This is a genomic window from Jiella pacifica (assembly GCF_010500815.1).
GTDB classification, from domain to species: domain Bacteria; phylum Pseudomonadota; class Alphaproteobacteria; order Rhizobiales; family Rhizobiaceae; genus Jiella; species Jiella pacifica.
Genome location: NZ_JAAAMG010000028.1, coordinates 1 through 17,749 on the forward strand (window position 1 = coordinate 1; position 17,749 = coordinate 17,749).

18 protein-coding genes are annotated in these 17,749 nt (G+C 64.6%); 8 read left to right on the top strand and 10 right to left on the bottom strand.

All coding sequences use genetic code 11. The annotated features are described in order from the left end of the window. The first annotated feature begins 317 nt into the window (after positions 1-317). The 5 genes from GTK09_RS23340 (at position 318) to GTK09_RS23360 (ending at position 3,683) form a co-directional block, all read left to right on the top strand. Positions 318-629: a hypothetical protein gene (locus tag GTK09_RS23340; RefSeq protein ID WP_163465815.1), complete on the top strand. Its 312-nt coding sequence runs from the start codon at positions 318-320 to the stop codon at positions 627-629. Between the two features lie 112 nt (positions 630-741). Then, the gene (locus tag GTK09_RS23345; RefSeq protein ID WP_163465816.1) at positions 742-2,271 is read left to right on the top strand and encodes an AAA family ATPase; all 1,530 of its coding nucleotides are present in this window, start codon (positions 742-744) and stop codon (positions 2,269-2,271) included. A gap of 19 nt (positions 2,272-2,290) precedes the next feature. Next, complete coding sequence (locus tag GTK09_RS23350; protein WP_163465817.1) at positions 2,291-2,596, top strand: hypothetical protein; 306 nt, start codon at positions 2,291-2,293, stop codon at positions 2,594-2,596. Next, positions 2,593-3,300 carry a metallophosphoesterase gene (locus GTK09_RS23355; protein WP_163465818.1) on the top strand — a complete coding sequence of 236 codons (708 nt, stop codon included), beginning with the start codon at positions 2,593-2,595 and terminating at the stop codon, positions 3,298-3,300. Before GTK09_RS23350 ends, GTK09_RS23355 begins: the two co-directional genes overlap by 4 nt. After that, positions 3,297-3,683, top strand: coding sequence for a hypothetical protein (locus GTK09_RS23360; RefSeq protein ID WP_163465819.1), 387 nt, complete (start codon positions 3,297-3,299; stop codon positions 3,681-3,683). Before GTK09_RS23355 ends, GTK09_RS23360 begins: the two co-directional genes overlap by 4 nt. A gap of 110 nt (positions 3,684-3,793) precedes the next feature. Here GTK09_RS23360 and GTK09_RS23365 read toward each other — a convergent pair whose 3' ends face one another. Beyond that, a complete protein-coding gene (locus tag GTK09_RS23365; RefSeq protein ID WP_163465820.1) occupies positions 3,794-3,979 on the bottom strand; it encodes a hypothetical protein in 186 nt (61 codons plus the stop codon). 348 nt (positions 3,980-4,327) lie between these two features. Here GTK09_RS23365 and GTK09_RS23370 point away from each other — a divergent pair, with 348 nt between their 5' ends. Together GTK09_RS23370 and GTK09_RS23375 are read left to right on the top strand one after the other, a co-directional pair. Further along, complete coding sequence (locus tag GTK09_RS23370; RefSeq protein WP_163465821.1) at positions 4,328-6,013, top strand: flagellin N-terminal helical domain-containing protein; 1,686 nt, start codon at positions 4,328-4,330, stop codon at positions 6,011-6,013. 522 nt (positions 6,014-6,535) lie between these two features. Beyond that, complete coding sequence (locus GTK09_RS23375; RefSeq protein ID WP_163465822.1) at positions 6,536-7,258, top strand: GntR family transcriptional regulator; 723 nt, start codon at positions 6,536-6,538, stop codon at positions 7,256-7,258. A gap of 84 nt (positions 7,259-7,342) precedes the next feature. On the opposite strand, the gene GTK09_RS23380 is transcribed toward GTK09_RS23375, so the two are convergent. From GTK09_RS23380 to GTK09_RS23405, 6 genes are all read right to left on the bottom strand, one after another. After that, positions 7,343-8,428 (bottom strand): ABC transporter ATP-binding protein, encoded by a 1,086-nt coding sequence (locus GTK09_RS23380; RefSeq protein ID WP_163465823.1) that lies wholly within the window; start codon positions 8,426-8,428, stop codon positions 7,343-7,345. Then, a complete protein-coding gene (locus tag GTK09_RS23385; RefSeq protein ID WP_163465824.1) occupies positions 8,425-9,348 on the bottom strand; it encodes a carbohydrate kinase family protein in 924 nt (307 codons plus the stop codon). The genes GTK09_RS23380 and GTK09_RS23385 overlap by 4 nt, the downstream gene beginning before the upstream one ends. 6 nt (positions 9,349-9,354) lie before the next feature. Next, entirely contained in the window at positions 9,355-10,377 is a 1,023-nt protein-coding gene (locus GTK09_RS23390) for an SIS domain-containing protein (protein ID WP_163465825.1), read from the bottom strand. Continuing rightward, positions 10,374-11,219 (bottom strand): carbohydrate ABC transporter permease, encoded by an 846-nt coding sequence (locus GTK09_RS23395; RefSeq protein WP_163465826.1) that lies wholly within the window; start codon positions 11,217-11,219, stop codon positions 10,374-10,376. The genes GTK09_RS23390 and GTK09_RS23395 overlap by 4 nt, the downstream gene beginning before the upstream one ends. Before the next feature lie 2 nt (positions 11,220-11,221). After that, positions 11,222-12,103 carry a carbohydrate ABC transporter permease gene (locus GTK09_RS23400; RefSeq protein WP_163465827.1) on the bottom strand — a complete coding sequence of 294 codons (882 nt, stop codon included), beginning with the start codon at positions 12,101-12,103 and terminating at the stop codon, positions 11,222-11,224. Positions 12,104-12,195: 92 nt separating this feature from the next. Then, positions 12,196-13,437, bottom strand: a complete 1,242-nt coding sequence (locus GTK09_RS23405) for an extracellular solute-binding protein (protein ID WP_163465828.1) — start codon at positions 13,435-13,437, stop codon at positions 12,196-12,198. Positions 13,438-13,579: 142 nt separating this feature from the next. Between GTK09_RS23405 and GTK09_RS23410 the strand changes: the two genes are divergently transcribed. Further along, entirely contained in the window at positions 13,580-14,794 is a 1,215-nt protein-coding gene (locus tag GTK09_RS23410) for an ROK family transcriptional regulator (RefSeq protein ID WP_163465829.1), read from the top strand. 148 nt (positions 14,795-14,942) lie between these two features. On the opposite strand, the gene GTK09_RS23415 is transcribed toward GTK09_RS23410, so the two are convergent. The 3 genes from GTK09_RS23415 to GTK09_RS23425 form a co-directional block, all read right to left on the bottom strand. Then, positions 14,943-15,161: a hypothetical protein gene (locus tag GTK09_RS23415; RefSeq protein WP_163465830.1), complete on the bottom strand. Its 219-nt coding sequence runs from the start codon at positions 15,159-15,161 to the stop codon at positions 14,943-14,945. A 706-nt stretch (positions 15,162-15,867) separates the two neighbouring features. Continuing rightward, positions 15,868-16,842, bottom strand: a complete 975-nt coding sequence (locus tag GTK09_RS23420) for a hydroxyacid dehydrogenase (RefSeq protein ID WP_163465831.1) — start codon at positions 16,840-16,842, stop codon at positions 15,868-15,870. A gap of 7 nt (positions 16,843-16,849) precedes the next feature. Then, entirely contained in the window at positions 16,850-17,734 is an 885-nt protein-coding gene (locus tag GTK09_RS23425) for an NAD(P)-dependent oxidoreductase (RefSeq protein ID WP_163465832.1), read from the bottom strand. Between the last annotated feature and the right edge of the window lie 15 nt (positions 17,735-17,749).

Below are 17,749 nucleotides of genomic sequence, written 5' to 3' on the forward strand. Positions count from 1 at the left end.
GGGCCACGAAGCGCAGACGTTCGTCCATGACGGACCTTTCCATCCACGGCATCAACACCTCCCGCAAAGCGAAAAGTGTTACCCATGTCTCCGGTACGAAGTGTCACCTATGTCTCAGGTCGGGCACAAGGGTTTCCGGAGACCCCTATTTCCCACGGCGACAGGTGCGGCGACAGGTGTTGGTCGTCATAGGGCATGTGAAGCGCCGGTTCAGCCTCACGAAACCGTCGTCTATCATCGTGCGATGATCTTAAATCCCGGGCGAACGGAGGCCCCTCGACATGACAGACGACCAAAATCCCGAAAAGCTTGGCTTCGTGCCCTACGACGCCGCGGCGGCGATCGCGCTCGTCAAAGCCGTCTTCCCCCGCTCGACCGCAGAACTCCTGCAACAAAGCACGGGCGTCCCGATGCGAACCGTCACCCGATGGATCAGCGGCGATTCTCGAATTCCCCCGAAGCTGCTCGGCAAGCTCGAGGAACAGCGAAAGCTGCGATCTGAGTTCTCCGACGAGATCCGCTCGCTCTATGAAGAGATGCGCGACGAGGGATTGACTCGACAGGCCGCCAGGTCCGCGATTCTCGAACTCGCGGCGTCCGGGGAATTCGAGCAAATCGACGAAATCTGAGGATCCTCGTGAAATCCCTAAAGCCGTCTTAACCGGCGTCTGCTACCACTAGAGCATCCAGACGAGCCCGGGCGATGCAGGCCCAGTCGTCGCCAATCTGGAGGCTTTCCCCATGAACAACAAGATCGGCCGAATCGTCGGCAAGCGCCGGCCCCAGCCCGTCGATCCCGACGACATCGACATGCTCGACGTCCTCCATCAGGACGCTCTCGCTCGCGTTTCGCATGCGAGTGACCGTGCCATCCATCTCGCGAATCCCGGGCTCCCCGACCGCGTCGACGTCGAACGGTCCCGCCTCGTCGTTATCCGCGCCGGCGATGCGTGGGCGCTGGCTGCGCGGAGGATTGCGACGACGCTGATGATGTCGCGGCCCGGCGAGTTCGCGACGCGGAAAATCGACGGCAGCCCGAGTCCTCTCGAGCCGGCGGCGGTGATCTCGGCTCTCGCTCAAAACGACGCACTTCTCCGCGTCTGCGACGACGACGAAATCCCGGAAATCCTCCGCCGCCTCGTCGACGTCGAGATCGACGCGAGGGATATCGGCGAGCCCATCATGACCGAGATCCTCCGCCGGCGTTTCAGTGCTTCCGACGTCCGGTGGCCGGCGGATCTCGTTGCGACGGAGATCGATTGCCGGATGATCGACCTCGCGATCGAGCAGGGGCGGAGCGCCGGAGACGCGATCGAGATCCTTCGCATCCTCATCGACGATGCCGATCGGCAGGGCAGCAACGCCGAGGCGGAGGCCCCGGAGCCCCGGCGAGAGGAATCCGACCACAACGATCCTGTCGTCCGCGTCCTGCAGGCGCCGGCCGCCGACGCCCCCGCGACCACGGCGACGAAGGCCATGTGGCAGGCTTGCGGTGCGATTGCCGGCCGCGACCTGCCTCTCGTCACCGCGATCACCGATCCGACCGCCGCTCTCGTCGATGAGTGGCCGCATGCCGCCGACGTCGTCCGGAAGCTCTTGGCGACGGTCCGTTTCGGCGAGGTCGTGAGGCTGAAGCCGACCCTCCTCGTCGGCGCGCCCGGCACCGGCAAGACGAGCCTCCTCCAGGCGATCTGCGAGATCCTCGACGTCCCGCACGTGATCTTTCCGTGTGCAAGCAGCGGCGACAACAGCTTTGGCGGGACGCCCGCGAGGTGGCATAGCTCGCAGCTTTCGACGCCTGGTGAAGCGATCCGGCAGCACGGCGTCGCGAATCCCGTGATTGTGCTCGACGAGTTGGAAAAGGCCGGCAGGCATTGGGAAAATGGGAGCCTCGTCGACGCGCTGCTCCCGATGCTCGAAGCGCACACCGCCCGAGCATACTATGAGGCGGCGATCGACGCCCAGATCGACCTGAGCCACGTGAGTTTCTTGGCGACGGCGAACACGCTCAGCATTCCGGCGCCGCTGAGGGATCGCTTCGACATTGTCCGCATGCCTGACCCTGGTCCGGAGCACGTCGGCCCGATCGCCCGCAAGATCGTCGACGACATCCGGCGCCGGCGCGGACTCCTCGATGGCATGATCACGCCGATCGCCCCGGACGAGGAAGAGCTTCTCCGGAGGGCGTGGAAGGGCGGCTCGTTGCGACAGCTGTCTCGGATCGTCGAGACGCTCGTCGACGGGCGCGATGCATTCGAAATCCGGAATTAGCGGGCGAAGGAGGCCCATCATGCAGAAGCAAGAACTCACGATCGAACTCGACGCCGGATTCTACGGGCGCCTAGCGAAGCTCGTGGTCAGCCAGCGCCGGTTGCCCGTCGAGATCGCGGAGGAGGCGGTCGGTGTCTACGTCGATGCCTTGGCACCCCGCGACGATCAAGAGACCGTGGAGGTGACCCTGCCGGCATCGACCGTCCAGTACTGGACGCTGCGTGCCGAGCCTCTCTGCCGCTCGGCCGGGCAAAAACTTGCCGTCCACATTCTCTTGAAGACGATCGAAGCGATGCGCGACGACAGCCGCGAGGCAGGCCGATGATCAGAACCTTTTTCACTGCCGACCACCACTTCGGCCACGAAGGCGTCATCCGAATGTCGGGCCGGCCGTTCGCGAGCATCGACGAAATGAATAGGGAGTTGGTTGCCAGGTGGAACGCCGTCGTCGCGCCCGGTGACACCGTGTGGCACCTTGGCGACTTCTCATACAAGATGCCCATCGTGGACGCGGAGAAGATCTTCCGGCTGCTGAATGGCCGCAAGTACCTCGTCGTCGGCAACCATGACCGAGCTTCCGTGCGTGAGTGGCCCTGGGAGTCGGTCCACGACCTCCATGAGATTGCCGTGGACGGCCGGCGCGTCGTCATATGTCATTACCCGCTCGCCGAGTGGCCGGGTTTTTTCCGCGACGCGATCCACCTCTTCGGACACGTCCACGGCAATCGGCAGGTCGCGGGCGCCGTGGATGTTGGCGTCGACAACTGGGATTTCCGGCCCGTCAGCCTCGACGAGATCCTTGCCCGCCGGACGCCGCCGCCGATCCCGACGAGGACGCTCGAGGCGTGGGAGCGGTCGTTCATCGAACAGGCGAAGGCCGAGGCCGAGAGGCGGGCGCTCGACGAGGTCCTTGGCCAGCGCGTCGATCAGTCCGGCTGGCGGATCGCGAGACGCGTCGCCGATCTTTCCGACGACGAGATGCGGGCGATCCTCGACGCTCGCGTCCCGGATGGGGGAGACGACAAATGATGCGCGTCCTCTTCATCACCCTCGCGATCGCCGCCCTCGCCACGCCGGCCCTCTCGGCCGATCGGTTCTCCGGCTACTACAATCGCGAATGCGGCACCCGCCATGTCTGCGACCTCCGGATCGACCGAACCGGACCGACGCGATGGCGAGTTACCTGGGAGCCGTTCGTCTGGCGCGGCGACAGCAAGCCGGTCTGTCGGCGTGAATTCTCGGCCCAGATCGGCGGGCCGGCTGGAACCTTCATCGACGGCATCGCGCATGGAAAGGTCGGCGGCGGGTTGGTCGGGATCGTCGATCGCGGTCTCGGAAAGCTGGAGGTCAGGACGGACGGAGGGTGCGCGGGGATCTTGATGGGCGGCACGTATGAGGCGGTCGGCGACTGAGGCGGCAGGGGCGGGCTATTATGGGTTATTGGCGGTTTTCGCAAATAAGCGAGAATAGGAAAGCCCTCTGACGCCACTCCGGGGGCTTCGGTCGTTCAGGGACCGGGTGGTCACCTCCGGTTGTCGTCGTGCTCCCGATGAGCGGCGGCAAGCGCTTCCAGTCCGGCGTCGGAAAGGGCGCCGTAGCCGAGCCGGCGGACGACTTGGACGAGCAGCTCAGTCGCAGTCTCCTCGCTGCCGGCGTCGCCCGGGATGCCGTCGAGCATTTCTATCGTGCGGATGTCCTTCTCACGCATAGTGAATCCTCATTAGTCGTTGACGAGCGTCTGGCGCTCCCGGAGCGGCTCCCGCAAGAGCCGCCCAAGGCGCGTCAGGCGACGCCGAGATCCCGCGCCATCAGCGGGAGGGAGGTGGTCCGGTTGTCGATCCAGTACCGAGGGGCGGTCTTCGGTGGCATCGGGCGGCTCCTGAGTCGTTTCTGCACGTTAGCGTATGTTCTTGTTATGTTCCATATCAGCATGCGTCGTTGGCTTGGTGCGAATTATTTTAGGTTGAAGTTGCGACCGTTTAGCCGGGATTAACGATTTCATCTGCAATTATAATCCGTTGTCTTTATTACATTTACGCAACGGTAACTGCCTGACATGCTGAGCCTTCACACGAACACGTCGTCGATTTCTAGCCTTCAGACGCTTAGGACAATTTCGTCTGCAGAAGAGACGGCACAAGGTGCAGTTGCAACCGGACTGCGCGTGGCCGACGCCGAAGATAATGCCGCATTCTGGTCAATAGCGACGACCATGCGCTCGGACTCCTCAACAACCGCTGCGGTCCGAGACACGCTGGGCCTCGGAAGTGCCATGGTTGATACGGCTTATCAGGGCCTCTCCTCGGCAAAAGACCTGGTATCCGCATACAAAGCCAGGCTCCTTGCCGCAAAAACCGATGGCGTCGATCGCGAGAAAATCCAAACGGAACTCGACCAGATCTACAAGCAGATCGAAAGCGTCGCCGATTCCGCGAGCTTTTCCGGCGTGAACTGGCTTTCGACCGACCTCTCGATGAGTTTGAAGGACATTGGCGACCGGACGACGTCGATCACGGCTTCGATCTCGAGGACGGCGAGCGGGATCTCGCTTGGCTCAATGTCCGTCGATTTGAATGCCCTCGCGCTCATCAACACCGGCGGCGGCGGCCTCCTGCAGAAAGACTCGGGCGAATTGGGCGATATCGGCGGCTTCAGCACTGTCAATGTCACCGGGACCGGTCACAACGGCCACGACGACTTCGCCTTCACCGGTCCCGGCACATTGTCGGCTTCGGACACGATCACCTTCGACATTCTAGTCGACGACAGTCCGGTGGAGGCGGGTGATCTCTATACCGTCGTGATCGATCGGGCTCGCGTCGATGCTGCCCTCGGTGTCGGCGTTGCCGGAACGATCTCGACGGTTTCTGACTGGGAAGCGGTCTTAGACAGCGCATTCACCGCGCAGGGTATCGACGCCCGGGCCGGCGGGTTTCACTGGTCTTCCGGTCCGCTGGAGATCTCATCCACAGAGACGTCGGGCCATCCAGGATCGAGCATTACGATCTCGAACGTGGTCTCGACGATCGGTTCGAACTTTGCGTTCGGTCTCGAAGCCGGACCTCATTTTGAGCACGATAACATGCAGGCAACCGGCACGATGTCGTTCACCAGCGCGTTCACGATGCCCTCGAACGTCACAGTGATGTTTGACGTCGGGATCGGCTCCGGCGGTCCCTCGACCAAGACGATCGATCGCGACGTCGTGAACACCGCGCTCGGGCGCTCAGACGCTACGGTATCTTCCGCGGCAGAACTTGCGCAGGTCATCGAATTCGCCGCTTCCGGTTCTGGCCTCGTTGCGACCGCCAGCGGAAGCATGATCGAGTTCACCGGCGACCCGGCGATGTACGACATTTACGGGAATAACGCCGCGGCGGTCTACGTAGGGAACATCCGGACGAGCGAGGGATACTTGTTGACGTTTGATCTAGCGGACGTCGACGTGACATCGTCGAGCGCCGACATTGACGACTACATCGTCGGCGTCGACTACATGCTCGAGCAGATTACTGACGCTGCTGCCGGCTTGGGCGCAATCCAGAACCGCATCGACGTCCAGACGACCTTCATCGACGCGTCGATCGACCGAATGGATGCCGGCGTGGGCAGGCTCGTCGACGCGGATCTCGAAGAAGAGTCGACGAGGCTTAAGGCTCTGGAGACGCAGAAGTCGCTTGGCCTCCAGGCGTTGTCGATCGCAAACGCGTCTTCCTCTGTCATCTCGCAGCTGTTCCGGTGATGGAAACAGCGTCTCACGGACCATGACCACAGCATCTGCCGCTCGAGATACAGGGGCGCCGTGTCGGACGGGCCTTGATAGCCGCTCTGGCGGGCGATCTCCTGCCTGACCTGCGCCCACAATTTTCTGTCCGCCGGCTCCGCATCGCCTCGGGTTCGGGCGGTGAGCCAGGCATGGTCGGGCGGCATCTCCAGAAGGAGGCGGCCGGCCTCGGCGACGGCGCGGCGGCGAAGCTGGCGGCGGGCGTCGAGGGTGCGGAGAAGGCGGGCGAACATAACCGAGGATAGCACGACGCGCCGGGTTTCCGGTGCCGACCTAATCCTCCATCATCCCGAACCTTGGAGCCGAAATCGAACTTTTCAGCGTCCTCGAGCGCGGTGTCGATGACCGCGTGCGCTTTTTCGTCGGACATTGTGTTCCTCCCAACCAGTATGTACGAACAAACTGGAATGTCCGAACATACGCGGGTCTTGCGACGAGTCAACCGTCCTGACACGGTCGTCGGTTCATGGAGAATCATGGATGTCGTTCCGCCCGATTTACGCCGAACTTGCTGACGAGCTGATCTGCGGCATACAGAACGGGACGTTCCCAGTGGGGGCGCTTCTGCCGACGGAAGTGGAGATCGCGCGTGAGCGCCAGCTCAGCCGTTCGACTGTGCGCGCCGCCTTGAACCGGCTGGTTACGCTCGGCCTGGTGACGCGCCAGAAGGGTGTCGGGACCCGTGTCGCCTCCAGCGTCGGACATTCGAGCTACGATGCTTCGACGACGTCGATCGAGGAGCTGGTCCATTTCGGCGCCGCGACCGACAGGCTGATCTTGAGCCGCGAGGAAATCGTTTCCGACGATCGTCTCGCGGCGCGCCTGGGCTTTCGACCGGGGACGCGATGGATCCTTGTGAAAGCCCTGCCTTCGGATTTCCTCTCAAACGACCCGCCGATCTGCTGGACGGACAATTACATCGAGCCGCGCTACGCCGACGCCCTCGACGGCCTGGAAGGCTATCGCGGGCTGATTGCCGACCGGATCGCGGAGCGGCACGGCGTCGTCGTCGACGAAGTGGTCCAGGTGATCCGACCGACGGTCCTGAGCGATGTTGTGGCCGACATGCTCGACGCCGTGCCCGGTTCGCCTGCCCTCGATATCATCCGACGGTACAGCTCCGCCGGCACGATCGTCTATGTCAGTGCCAGCCAGCACCCGGCCGATCGGTTCGAGTACCGCATGTCACTGCGTCGCCGCTGAAACTGCCGGCTCAGTTCCAAGTCATACCAACCGCCCTAACCGTTAACCGATGCCCACGATCGTCATGCAGCGGCGACTCGAGTGTCATGCCGGGAAGGCCTTGCCGCTGTCAGGATCGAACCAGCGGACGTGGTCCGCCGGAGCGGTTAGTGCAAAAGGCGTGCCGATGGCAGGTGCATCGTCCGGTTTAACGCTGGCGACCAGCGTCTGTCCGCCGGTGCGGCCAATCACCAGAGTTTCTGCGCCGGTGAGTTCCACCACCTCGACGTCCATCGACAGGGTGGACCGCGTGTCAGATCTCGCCGGAGCGAGGTGCTCGGGCTTGATGCCGGCGATGACCGGGCGGCCCGGACCGAGTGTGCTGCGTGAAGCCGCGGGGATCGGAATGAAGCAGCTTCCGCCCTCGGCCTCGAAGCTGTCGCCATTCGCCGAAACGCGCCCCTCGAGGAGATTCATCGGGGGCGATCCCATAAAGCTGGCGACATAGAGGCTCGCAGGGTGGTCGTAGATTTCGCGTGGCGTGCCGATCTGTTCTACGCGGCCCTCGCGCATAACCGCGATGCGGGTGGCCAGCGTCATCGCCTCGACCTGGTCATGGGTCACGTAGACGATGGTGGCTTTCAGCTTTTGGTGCAAGCGTTTCAGCTCGGTGCGCATCTCGGTCCGAAGCTTCGCGTCGAGATTCGACAAGGGCTCGTCGAACAGGAACACCTTGGGATCGCGTACCAGCGCCCGGCCGATGGCGACGCGCTGGCGCTGGCCGCCGGACAGCTCCGCCGGCTTGCGGGCGAGCAGCGGCTCGATCTGCAGGATCTCGGCGGCACGGCGGACCGCCTCTTCCCGCTCGGCCTTCGGCACCTTGCGCATCTCGAGGCCAAAGCCGATGTTGCGGGCGACCGAAAGGTTCGGATAGAGCGCATAGGACTGGAAGACCATCGCGATGTCGCGGTTCTTCGGATGGACCTTTCGCATGGAGCGGCCGTCGATCAGGATGTCGCCGCCGCTCGGCTCCAGAAGCCCGGCGATGATGTTGAGCAAGGTCGACTTGCCGCAACCCGACGGGCCGAGAAGAACGAGGAACTCGCCGTTCTCAAGGACGATGTCGATTCCCTTGAGGGTGTCGATCGCGCCAAAGCGCTTCGTCACGGCGGCGATTTCGAGCGTGCTCATGTCGGATCTTTCAGCGCGTAGAGACGGGGCGTGGTGGAGATCGCCCGCGAAGCGACTGCGATGCCGGCATCGAGCGCCTCGGCCAGCGGATCGCCCGTCGCGATCCCCATCAGGAATCCTGCATTGAAGACGTCGCCGGCCCCGATCGTGTCGATTACCTCGACAGCAGGTGCCCATCGGTGAATCAGGCCGCCGTCAGGTGCATGCGCCATTGCCCCGTTGGCACCGAGCTTTGCGACGGCGATGCCATCCGGCCGAAGCTTGCCGCTGAGCCCCGCGATGCCTGCGGCGATGTCGTCGGTTTCGGCGAGGGCGAGGGTCTCGATCTCGTTGAGGAGCAGGTAGCGGCAACGCGGCAACCAGCCGTGAACGGTTTCGCGTACCTCTGGGCTCCAGCCGTTCAGAGGCCAGCCGGTGTCGAGGGCGATTTCCACCTCGTGCCGGTCTGCCCAGTCGAACAGCCGGGCATAGTCGCTCGTCAGGCTGCCCGTCAGAAAGGATCCGCAGACGAGGAGAATGCCCCCCGACAGCGTCTCTGAATTCAGCATCCGCTGGACCGAAGCCCAGGAAAACTGCGGCAGATGGCCGCGCGAGGTGAAGAAGGTCCGCTCGCCATTGGGATGGGTGATCCCGACCGAGATGGTCGTCGCCGTTTTCTCGACGGCCCAACTCTCAGCCCGAGCCCCGAACCCCGCCTTCAGCCACGCGCCGAAACTGTCCGACCCGACATTGGCGAAGATCTCGTGCGACCGGCCGAGGCCGGCCCAGGCGAGCGCGGTGTTGCCGGCGGCACCGCCGACGCGCAGATCGTCATGCTCGACCATCACTTCGGTGCCCGGCCGAGGCCAGGGCGCGCAGGGGCCGAGGATGAGATCGACATTGACGTTGCCGAGAACGGCGAGGGGACGGGACCTGGACATTGCGCCTCAGACGATCCCCGTGATCTTCTGCGAGCGGCGCGGCGTGCCGACATCCGGCACCCGCCTTGCGGCATGCTGCACCATGAAGCGCTGGGCGACCGGCAGGATCCGGAAGATCGCCGCCGGCCCCTGGGCTTTTGGCAAGCCGAAAGACACCGTGCCGGGGACCGGCTCGCCGCCGGAGGCGTCGAAGACGACGACGGGCGAGCCCGCCTCGACGGCGGCTTTCGACAGGCTGCGGACGAGATCGGCGGCTGCCTCGTCGGCGCAGAACTGGACAAGGCCGACGCGGCCTCCCAGCATCTCCATTGGCCCGTGGCGCAGCTGTCCGCCTTCCAGCGCATAGGCTGGCTCGCGCGTGAGTTCGGTGAAGCCGAGCGCGATGGCCTCGGCGACGCCGCGCAGCAGGCGGCCGGAGGTGACGACCGTATCGACGCCGGCGAAGGCCTCGAGTGCAGGTTCCGCGGAGACGTCAGCCGCCTCGCGTATGGCCTCGAGCGCTCCGGCCGCGTCTGCTCCGAGCGCGACGAGGATCGCCAGATGCTGGGCAAAGGTGATCGTGAGGCTGCGGGTCGCGGCGAAGGCCCTCTCGGTGCCGCCGGCGCCGACGAGGCTGGGGGCGGACTTGGCCAGGCTGGAGCCGCCTTCGAGTGTGAGGCCGAAGACGTCCTTGGTTTTTCCGGATTGCTCAAGCCAGCGGATGACCTCGCCGCTCTCGCCGGACTGCGAGGTGAGGAGGACGGTCCGGCCATCGACGGCAACCGGCGAGACGAGCTGCTCGGACATCGGCACCGCGAAGGCCTCGACGCCCTGCGCCCGGTAGAAAGGCTCCATTGCGCGGCCGACGGCATGGGAGCCGCCCATGCCAAGCATGAGAAGGCGCCCGGTCTCGTTCAGCGAATTGGCAATGCGCTCGGCAACGGTCCTGCCTGCCTCGAAGGACGCCAGCGCGTCATCGGACTGGCGCGCCATCTCGCGCTCGATCGCCACCAGCCCCTGGGGGCTGGTCGGATCGCCTGGAAGTGTCATCCCTTAACTCCACCGGTAGTGAGGCCGGATATCACGGCCCTTTGCATGACGAGCCCGATCAGGACGGGCGGCAGGGCGGCAAGGATGCCGCCGGTCGCGATGAGGCCGTAGTCGGAGACCCGGCCGCCGGCGAGATCGGCGATCGCGACGGTGACGGTCTTGGCCCGCTGGTCGGCCGTGAACAACAATGCGTAAAAGAACTCGTCCCAGGCCAGGAGGAAGGCGAACAGGGCGGTCGTCGCCACGATCGGTTTCGCCAAAGGCAGGGTGACGAGGCGCATCGTCTGGTCGAGCCTTGCTCCGTCGATCATCGCGGCGCTTTCGATCTCCTGGGGGATGGTGTCGAAGCCGGTCTTCAGGAGCCAGGTGGCGAAGGGCGCCAGGATCGTCAGATAGACGAGCGCCAGCCCGACGATCGTGTTGAGGAGGCCGAAATGGGCCAGTCCCATGTAGAGCGGCACCGCGAGTGAGACGGGCGGCAGCATGTAGGTCGCGATGACGGCAAAGAGCGACCACTGCACCTGCGGCGTGCGCGAAACAGCCCAGGCGGACGGAACGGCGACGAGAATGGCGCCGAGCGTCGCAAGCCCGGAAACGAACAGGCTGTTGCGCAGCGAACCGAGGAACGCTTCGCCGGCGCTGTTGGAGACGAGCGAGACGAGGGTGCCGTAGCGCGACAGATCGAGCGTCTCGGGCCACCAGTGCAGGGGCTGAGCCGACAGGTCGGTGGCCGACGAGATGCTCATCAGGAAGAGCCAAACGAGCGGCGCGAGGATCACCGCGGACATGACGATGGCGGCGCCGTAGACGAGGCTGCTGGCGGCGAGCGAGCGACGTTCCATCGTCAGGCCCTCGATCCGCTGCGCCGCATCAGGGCGATATAGAAGCCCGCGAAGACGGTGACGATCAGCGTGACGATCAAAGCGAGCGATGCGCCGGAGCCGGCGCGCTGGAAGGAGAAGGCCTCCTGATAGACGAGGATCGAAAGGGTTCGGGTCGAATTGACCGGACCGCCCCGCGTCATCACCCAGATGATGTCGAAGACCTTGAAGGCCTCGATGGTGCGCAGGACGAGGGCGATGGTCAGCGGCCCGGCGAGATAGGGCCACAGGACGAAGCGGAACCGCGCGAAGGCGCCCGCACCGTCGACGACGGCGGCCGCCTTGATGTCGCGGGGAACGGCCTGCAGGGCTGCAAGGGCGATGAGCGCGACGAGGGGGAAGTTCTTCCAGCAGTCGGCTGCGACGATCGCCCAGAGTGCCGTGCCGGGCTCGCCAAGCCATGAACGGTATTCCGAGAGAATCCCGAGCTGGGTGAGGAGGCTGTTCAGGGCGCCGTATTCCGGATTGTAGATCAGCCGCCAGAGCATGGCGTTGACCACGGTCGGCAAGGCCCACGGCAGAATCATCAGTGCGCGCACGAAGGAACGGCCGCGGAACTGCTGGTCGAGAAGCAGGGCCGCCAGAACGCCGAGCGTCATTTCGGCGGCGACCGAGAACACCGCGAAGACGGCGGTGGTGCGTAGCGCGCCGAGAAAGGCGTTGCCCGTCAGGAGCTTGGCGTAGTTGGCAAGGCCGACATACTCGCCGGACGTTCCGACTAGGCGGGTATCGGTAAAGGAGAGGCGTACCGTATCGACCATCGGCCAGCCGACGATCGCGATCATCACGATCAGCAGCGGCAGCATCAGCAACCAGGCGCGGGTGGTGATCCAGGCGCTCGACAAGACAGCCTCGTGACTGAAGACGAAAATGGGGAGGGCGCAACGTCAGGCGCCGCGCATGATGCACGGCGCCGGACGTTTTCGGACAGCGACGATCAGAGGCCGCTGTTGTCGGCGGCCTCTGTGAGCGCCTCTTCGGGGCTTGCCATTCCGAGGATCGCCGACTGGATCGCCAGCTGCAGGGCCTGCGACAGTTCCTGGTAACGCGGCGTCGTCGGGCGGGGATACATGACGGCAAGAGACTGCTTGGCCGCGGCGACGAGTTCTTCCTGGCCCTTGGTGACGGCCGGGTCGTCATAGGATGCCTTCCAGATCGGCAGGCTCAGCTTGGCATATTCGTTCTGCACCTTCTGGGAGGTCATGAAGGTGACGTAGTTCCAAGCCTCATCCTTGTGCTGGCTCGTCGTCGTGACGCCGAGACCCATCGAGCCGTTGACCGCCGAGGCCTCGCTGGTGCCGGCGTGGCCGGGGGCCGGAACGACACCGACCTTGCCGGCGACCTTGGATTCTTTCGGGTCGTTGGCCAGGTTGTACATGTAGGTCCAGTTCAGCGCGAAGGCCGCGTCGCCGTTCTGGAAGACCTTGCGAACATCCTCTTCCAGATATTCCTTGGAATTCGGATTGGTGATGCCGTCCTTCATCGTGCCGGCCATGTATTGCAGCGCCTCGAGGCCGCCGCCTGTCTGGAAGACCGGCTTGCCGTCCTTGTCGAGGAACGAACCGCCATAGGCTGACAGGATCGTGGTGTAGTCGCAGACAGCGGCTTCGGCCTGCGACCAGCTCCAGACGATCGGCTCGTCCAGGAGGCCCTTCTCCTTGATGGTCGCGGCCTGGCTCGCCAGTTCCTCCCAGGTCTTCGGCGGAGCCTTGATTCCGGCCTTTTCGAGAATTTCCTTGTTGTAGAACAGGTATTTGGTGTCGAGGATCCACGGCATGCCGTAGGTCTTGCCGTCGTACTGCACCGTTGTCCAGGCGCCCGGCAGGACGCCGTCCTTCATCTCCGGCAGGATCTTGTCGGTCTGGTCGACGAGAATGTCGTTGGAGGCGTATTCCGCCGGCCAGATCACGTCGAAGAGCACCACGTCGTAACCGCCGCCCGACCCCTGGGCGAGAATCGTCTTGTCGTGCAGGCCTTCATAGGGGACGAATTCGAGTTCGACCTTCAGGTCGGGATTTTCTTTGGTGAAGGCCTCGGTCATGGCCCGCACGTCGGCTTCGCTGTAGGCAGCCTGTGCCATGAAGAGGGCGCGGAGCGTCGTTTCGGCGAAGGCCGGCGAGGCGAGGAATGCCGCGATGGCGGCGGCCCCCATGGCGGTTGAAGCGAGACGATGACGCATGACAGACTCCCCTGGTGAGCTTCGGAGCCGCCATCATGAGCGGCTTGTTGAAGCACGGTTATGAGTGGTGTACGGCATTAATTCAATCAATTTGGATTAATGGTTGCGCGAACGGGCGGCATTGTCAACAGGTGAACAATCGATGACCAGACCACTGCGGATCCGGGCAACGCAGGGGGCCAATCTCGGCGGTGCCTACGCCCACAACCGGCGCGTCGTCATCGAAGCGCTGCGGCTGAACGGGACGCTGTCACGAGCTGAGCTCGCACGGGCGACGCGCCTGACCGGCCAGACGGTGTCGAACATCGTTGCCGATCTTGCGGCGGAGGATCTGGTCATCGCGGATGCGCCCGTGCGGATCGCCCGGGGCCAGCCCGCGCGTCCCTATCGGCTCAACGGCAGCGGGGCCTTCGCGCTGGGTGTCCAGATCGACCGGCACGTGACGCGGGCGGTGGCCGTCGACCTTCTCGGCGCGGAGCGTATGCGCCTTGAGATGCCGCTGCCGAATGGCGGGCCGGAGACGGGACTGCCCGTCGTCTACGGGCTCGTCGCCGACACCCGCGAGCGGCTGGCCGCCCTGGAGCCCGGCGCCGCAGACAGGATCGTCGGCCTCGGCCTGGCGATGCCCGGGCCTTTCGGCCAGGCGCCGCGCGACTACGATCCATGGATGATGTCGGCCTGGCAGAACCGCGCCATCGCCGATGAACTGGCCGCCGAGACGGGGCTGGCGGTCACCCTGCAGAACGACGCGGCGGCGGCGGCGGCGGCCGAGAAGCTGTCGGGTGCTGCGAAAGGCATCGACGATTTCGTCTATCTCTATTTCGGCTACGGCCTCGGCGCCGCCATCTTCGTGCGCGGCGAGATCCATTCCGGCAATCACAACAATGCCGGCGAGATCGGCATGGCGCTGCCCTGGATGCCGGATGGGGGCCTTGGTGAGCCGATCGAGCACGGCGTCTCGCTGGCTTCGCTCTGTCGCTGGCTGGGTCTCGACCCGGCGATGCCCGACCTCTTCCCGGCCATCGACGATGCACTGACGAGCGGAGCGGCCGGCGTATGGCTCGATGCGGCGGGGGGGCGACTGAAATGGGTGGTCCAGATCCTGGAGACGCTGCTAGACCCCGACACGATCGTTTTTGGTGGAGCCATTCCGCCTTCACTGCTCGACGCCTTGCGCGAACGCATGCAGCCGCTCCTGCCGTCGCATGCCGACAGGCCAGGAAGAGAACTGCCACGGCTAACGATCGGGGGGGCGGATCCATGGCTGGTGGCCACGGGAGCAGCGGCCGAACCCATTGCCCGCACCTTCGATCCCCGCTTTTCGGCCATTCAAAACGGCCTCGTCGCGGCCGATTAAGGAGCGATAATGCGAGACCACGCACGACTCTCTGCAATGTGAGCCGGCCAACGGTGGCTACCCTCTCCCGGCTTCTCGTGACAGCCCGCCATGCCAGGCGCGTCTCGACCTGGCCGGCTCTCCGTATCTACCGAAGGTCGACGTAAGGTCAATGTACGCATCCGGCGAGGACAGCAGGCTTAGGGGCCGATGATTGGCTCCGACGGTCGATGTGATTGGAAATGATTTTGCGCAGGTTGGCGAGGCTGAAGTCGGTAAAACCCATGACGGCACTGTCGTCGTCGAGGTCGTGGATCCACAGTGCGCCGTCCTCCAATTCAAGGCCGTCCGCGAGATCCCAAAGCAGCTCTTCGTCTCGTTCCAGCATTCGAGCGGCCACGAGCGGCAGCTACACCGAGATAGGCGCTGGCATCTCAATCTGGCAGTCGACCGCGACAGTGCAAACGCCCTTTCTTGCGGCATCGGCATCGAGGCGGAGACGAGCTTCACCCTGGGCACCGCGGTCCGAAACCGCAGTTCTCGCTGTACTACGAGCACGATTTCGCCGGTGCATCGCAGACGAGCAGCGTCGCCATTGCCGCCGCGAGCGCGACCGACCTGACCAACGTCTCGGCCGGCGCACAGGACTGCTTCGCCGTCGGGGCAGGCCTCGGCGTTGCGTTCAGCACCCGGTTTCAGTCCACGTTCCCTACGACTGCGCCTGCGACGAGGATACAACGAGCCGTAGGGCGGCCATCGGCATTACAATCCGCTTCTGAGGCAAATGCCTGCGCAGAACACGGGACATCGTTCAGGTTTTCCGGCTCACGACCGCGAAACCGGCCCAGGTTCCGATCCAGATGATGTGCGACGTGTCGCGGGTTCACCTGGCTAATATGACCCAGAGATGGACGCTGCTGCGCGAAGATGCGCCGCTCCATCCACAACAGAATTTGGCGCGATCTCGGAGGCTATAGGTGTGACCCCGCGCCGATGGGCGCCGAGGTCTCTTGCCGATTCCCAATCCGTTCTCTGGTGAAGTCGCCGACGGCCGCTCGAGGAGGGATCCTCATTGGTGCTGGTTTCGGGCCGGTTCAAGCGCCGTTCAGCCTAGCGATGTGGGTTTCCCAGACGGCCGGGTTTATGAGCGAGGTGGGCTTCTCGCCGTGAAGCACCTTCAGCGTCTCCGTTACCGCCTGCGTGCTCATGCGGATGGCGCTCTCGCGGGACAGTCCGGCGATGTGGGGTGTCGCGAAGACGCGGTCGTACCGAAGCAGCGGGTGGTCGCGGGGTGCAGGCTCGGGTTCGAAGACGTCGATCGCGGCCGCCGACGGTCGGCCGGCCTCCAGCCCAGCCAGGAGCGCCCGATCATCGACGACATCGCCCCGCGCTGCGTTGATCAGGATCGCACCCGGCTTCATGCGTTCGAACAGGGCGGAACCGATCAAACCTCTGGTCTGGGGTGTAGACGGCAGGTGCAACGTGACGATGTCGGCGCGGGCAAAAAGATCTTCCAAAGAGATAGAGACGACGAAGTCGTGCTCAAACGGACGGGCGGCATGGCCCACCACCGTCATCGCGAAGGCGGCTTGCATTGCGTCTGCAACGCCCCGACCGATACGCCCGCAACCGACGACGCCCAACGTCTTCCCGAAGAGTTCGAAGCCACCGTCATAGCCGTTGCGCGCGTTCCACCCTTCGCTCTTCAGCGCTCGGTCGATACCCGCCAGACCTCGGGCCAGCATCAAGGCCGTCGCAACCACGTATTCGACGACGGACTGCTTGTTGGCGTCGAGGAGGTTGGCGACTGGGATGCCGCGGCTCGTGGCGGCTTCGACGGGGACGAAGTCGAGGCCGACGCCGTGCCGGACGCACGCTAACAGCTTCGGCGCGTGGTCGAAGATGTCGTCGGGCAGCTTGCGCCGGACGATCAGGGCGTCGGCATCCGCCACCAGGTCGTGAAGCGATGTCCCGTCACCGCCCGAACGGTAGTCGTGCGCCTCGCGCAGCGTGGCTTCCGCCTGCGGATGCAGCGGGTCGGTGGAGACGATCTTGAAACGGCGGGTCATCGAACGGCTAACCCTTTGCGCCGGTGCCGTCCGGTGCGAGGCGGGTGATCAGGCTGGAGGTATCCCACCGGCTGCCTCCGGCTTTCTCGACGTCCGAATAGAATTGGTCGACGAGCGCCGTAACCGGCAGGGATGCACCGCTGCGCTTGGCTTCGGCGAGGCATATGCCGAGGTCCTTGCGCATGAGCTCTACGGCGAAACCGAAGCCGAACTCGCCGCGGTTCATCGTCCGGCCGCGATTTTCCATCTGCCACGACCCTGCCGCTCCCTGCGACACGACGTCGAGCATGGCCTCGACGTCCAGCCCGGCGGTCTGGCTGAAATGGATGCCTTCCGAGAGCGCCTGGACAAGCCCGGCGATGCAGATCTGATTGGCCATTTTGGTGAGCTGACCGGCGCCAGAGGGTCCCATCAGACGGCAACTGCGCGCGAAAGCGTCGATTGCCGGCTTGGCGCGCTCGAAGGCCGCTTCGTCGCCGCCACACATGACCGTCAGAACGCCCTTCTCGGCGCCGGCCTCGCCGCCGGAGACCGGCGCATCGATGAAGTCGAGGCCAAGCCCCGTCGCCGTGTCGTGCAACCGCCGTGCGACGTTCGCGGACGCGGTGGTGTGATCGACGAAGATCGCGTCCTTCGTCATCGCCGCGAACGCGCCCTGCGGACCGGTGGTGACGGCCAGAACGTCGTCGTCGTTACCGACGCAGGCCATGACGATGTCCTGCCCCTCCGCCAGGGCCGCCGGCGTCGGCGCAAGTTGCCCGCCATTGGCCTCGACCCACTGCCGGGCGCGTTCCTCGGTGCGGTTGTAGACGGTGACGTCGTGGCCGGCGGCGGCCAAGTGCCGCGCCATGTGTCGTCCCATGACGCCGAGACCGATGAACCCGATTTTCATTTTTCAGCTCCTGTC

Excerpts from the sequence above, each read along its gene's own strand:
- GTK09_RS23345 (WP_163465816.1), top strand. The coding sequence starts at position 742 with ATGAACAACAAGATCGGCCGAATCGTCGGCAAGCGCCGGCCCCAGCCC.
- GTK09_RS23350 (WP_163465817.1), top strand. The coding sequence starts at position 2,291 with ATGCAGAAGCAAGAACTCACGATCGAACTCGACGCCGGATTCTACGGG.
- GTK09_RS23355 (WP_163465818.1), top strand. The coding sequence starts at position 2,593 with ATGATCAGAACCTTTTTCACTGCCGACCACCACTTCGGCCACGAAGGC.
- GTK09_RS23360 (WP_163465819.1), top strand. The coding sequence starts at position 3,297 with ATGATGCGCGTCCTCTTCATCACCCTCGCGATCGCCGCCCTCGCCACG.
- GTK09_RS23365 (WP_163465820.1), bottom strand. The coding sequence starts at position 3,979 with ATGCGTGAGAAGGACATCCGCACGATAGAAATGCTCGACGGCATCCCG.
- GTK09_RS23370 (WP_163465821.1), top strand. The coding sequence starts at position 4,328 with ATGCTGAGCCTTCACACGAACACGTCGTCGATTTCTAGCCTTCAGACG.
- GTK09_RS23375 (WP_163465822.1), top strand. The coding sequence starts at position 6,536 with ATGTCGTTCCGCCCGATTTACGCCGAACTTGCTGACGAGCTGATCTGC.
- GTK09_RS23380 (WP_163465823.1), bottom strand. The coding sequence starts at position 8,428 with ATGAGCACGCTCGAAATCGCCGCCGTGACGAAGCGCTTTGGCGCGATC.
- GTK09_RS23385 (WP_163465824.1), bottom strand. The coding sequence starts at position 9,348 with ATGTCCAGGTCCCGTCCCCTCGCCGTTCTCGGCAACGTCAATGTCGAT.
- GTK09_RS23390 (WP_163465825.1), bottom strand. The coding sequence starts at position 10,377 with ATGACACTTCCAGGCGATCCGACCAGCCCCCAGGGGCTGGTGGCGATC.
- GTK09_RS23395 (WP_163465826.1), bottom strand. The coding sequence starts at position 11,219 with ATGGAACGTCGCTCGCTCGCCGCCAGCAGCCTCGTCTACGGCGCCGCC.
- GTK09_RS23405 (WP_163465828.1), bottom strand. The coding sequence starts at position 13,437 with ATGCGTCATCGTCTCGCTTCAACCGCCATGGGGGCCGCCGCCATCGCG.
- GTK09_RS23410 (WP_163465829.1), top strand. The coding sequence starts at position 13,580 with ATGACCAGACCACTGCGGATCCGGGCAACGCAGGGGGCCAATCTCGGC.
- GTK09_RS23415 (WP_163465830.1), bottom strand. The coding sequence starts at position 15,161 with ATGCTGGAACGAGACGAAGAGCTGCTTTGGGATCTCGCGGACGGCCTT.
- GTK09_RS23420 (WP_163465831.1), bottom strand. The coding sequence starts at position 16,842 with ATGACCCGCCGTTTCAAGATCGTCTCCACCGACCCGCTGCATCCGCAG.
- GTK09_RS23425 (WP_163465832.1), bottom strand. The coding sequence starts at position 17,734 with ATGAAAATCGGGTTCATCGGTCTCGGCGTCATGGGACGACACATGGCG.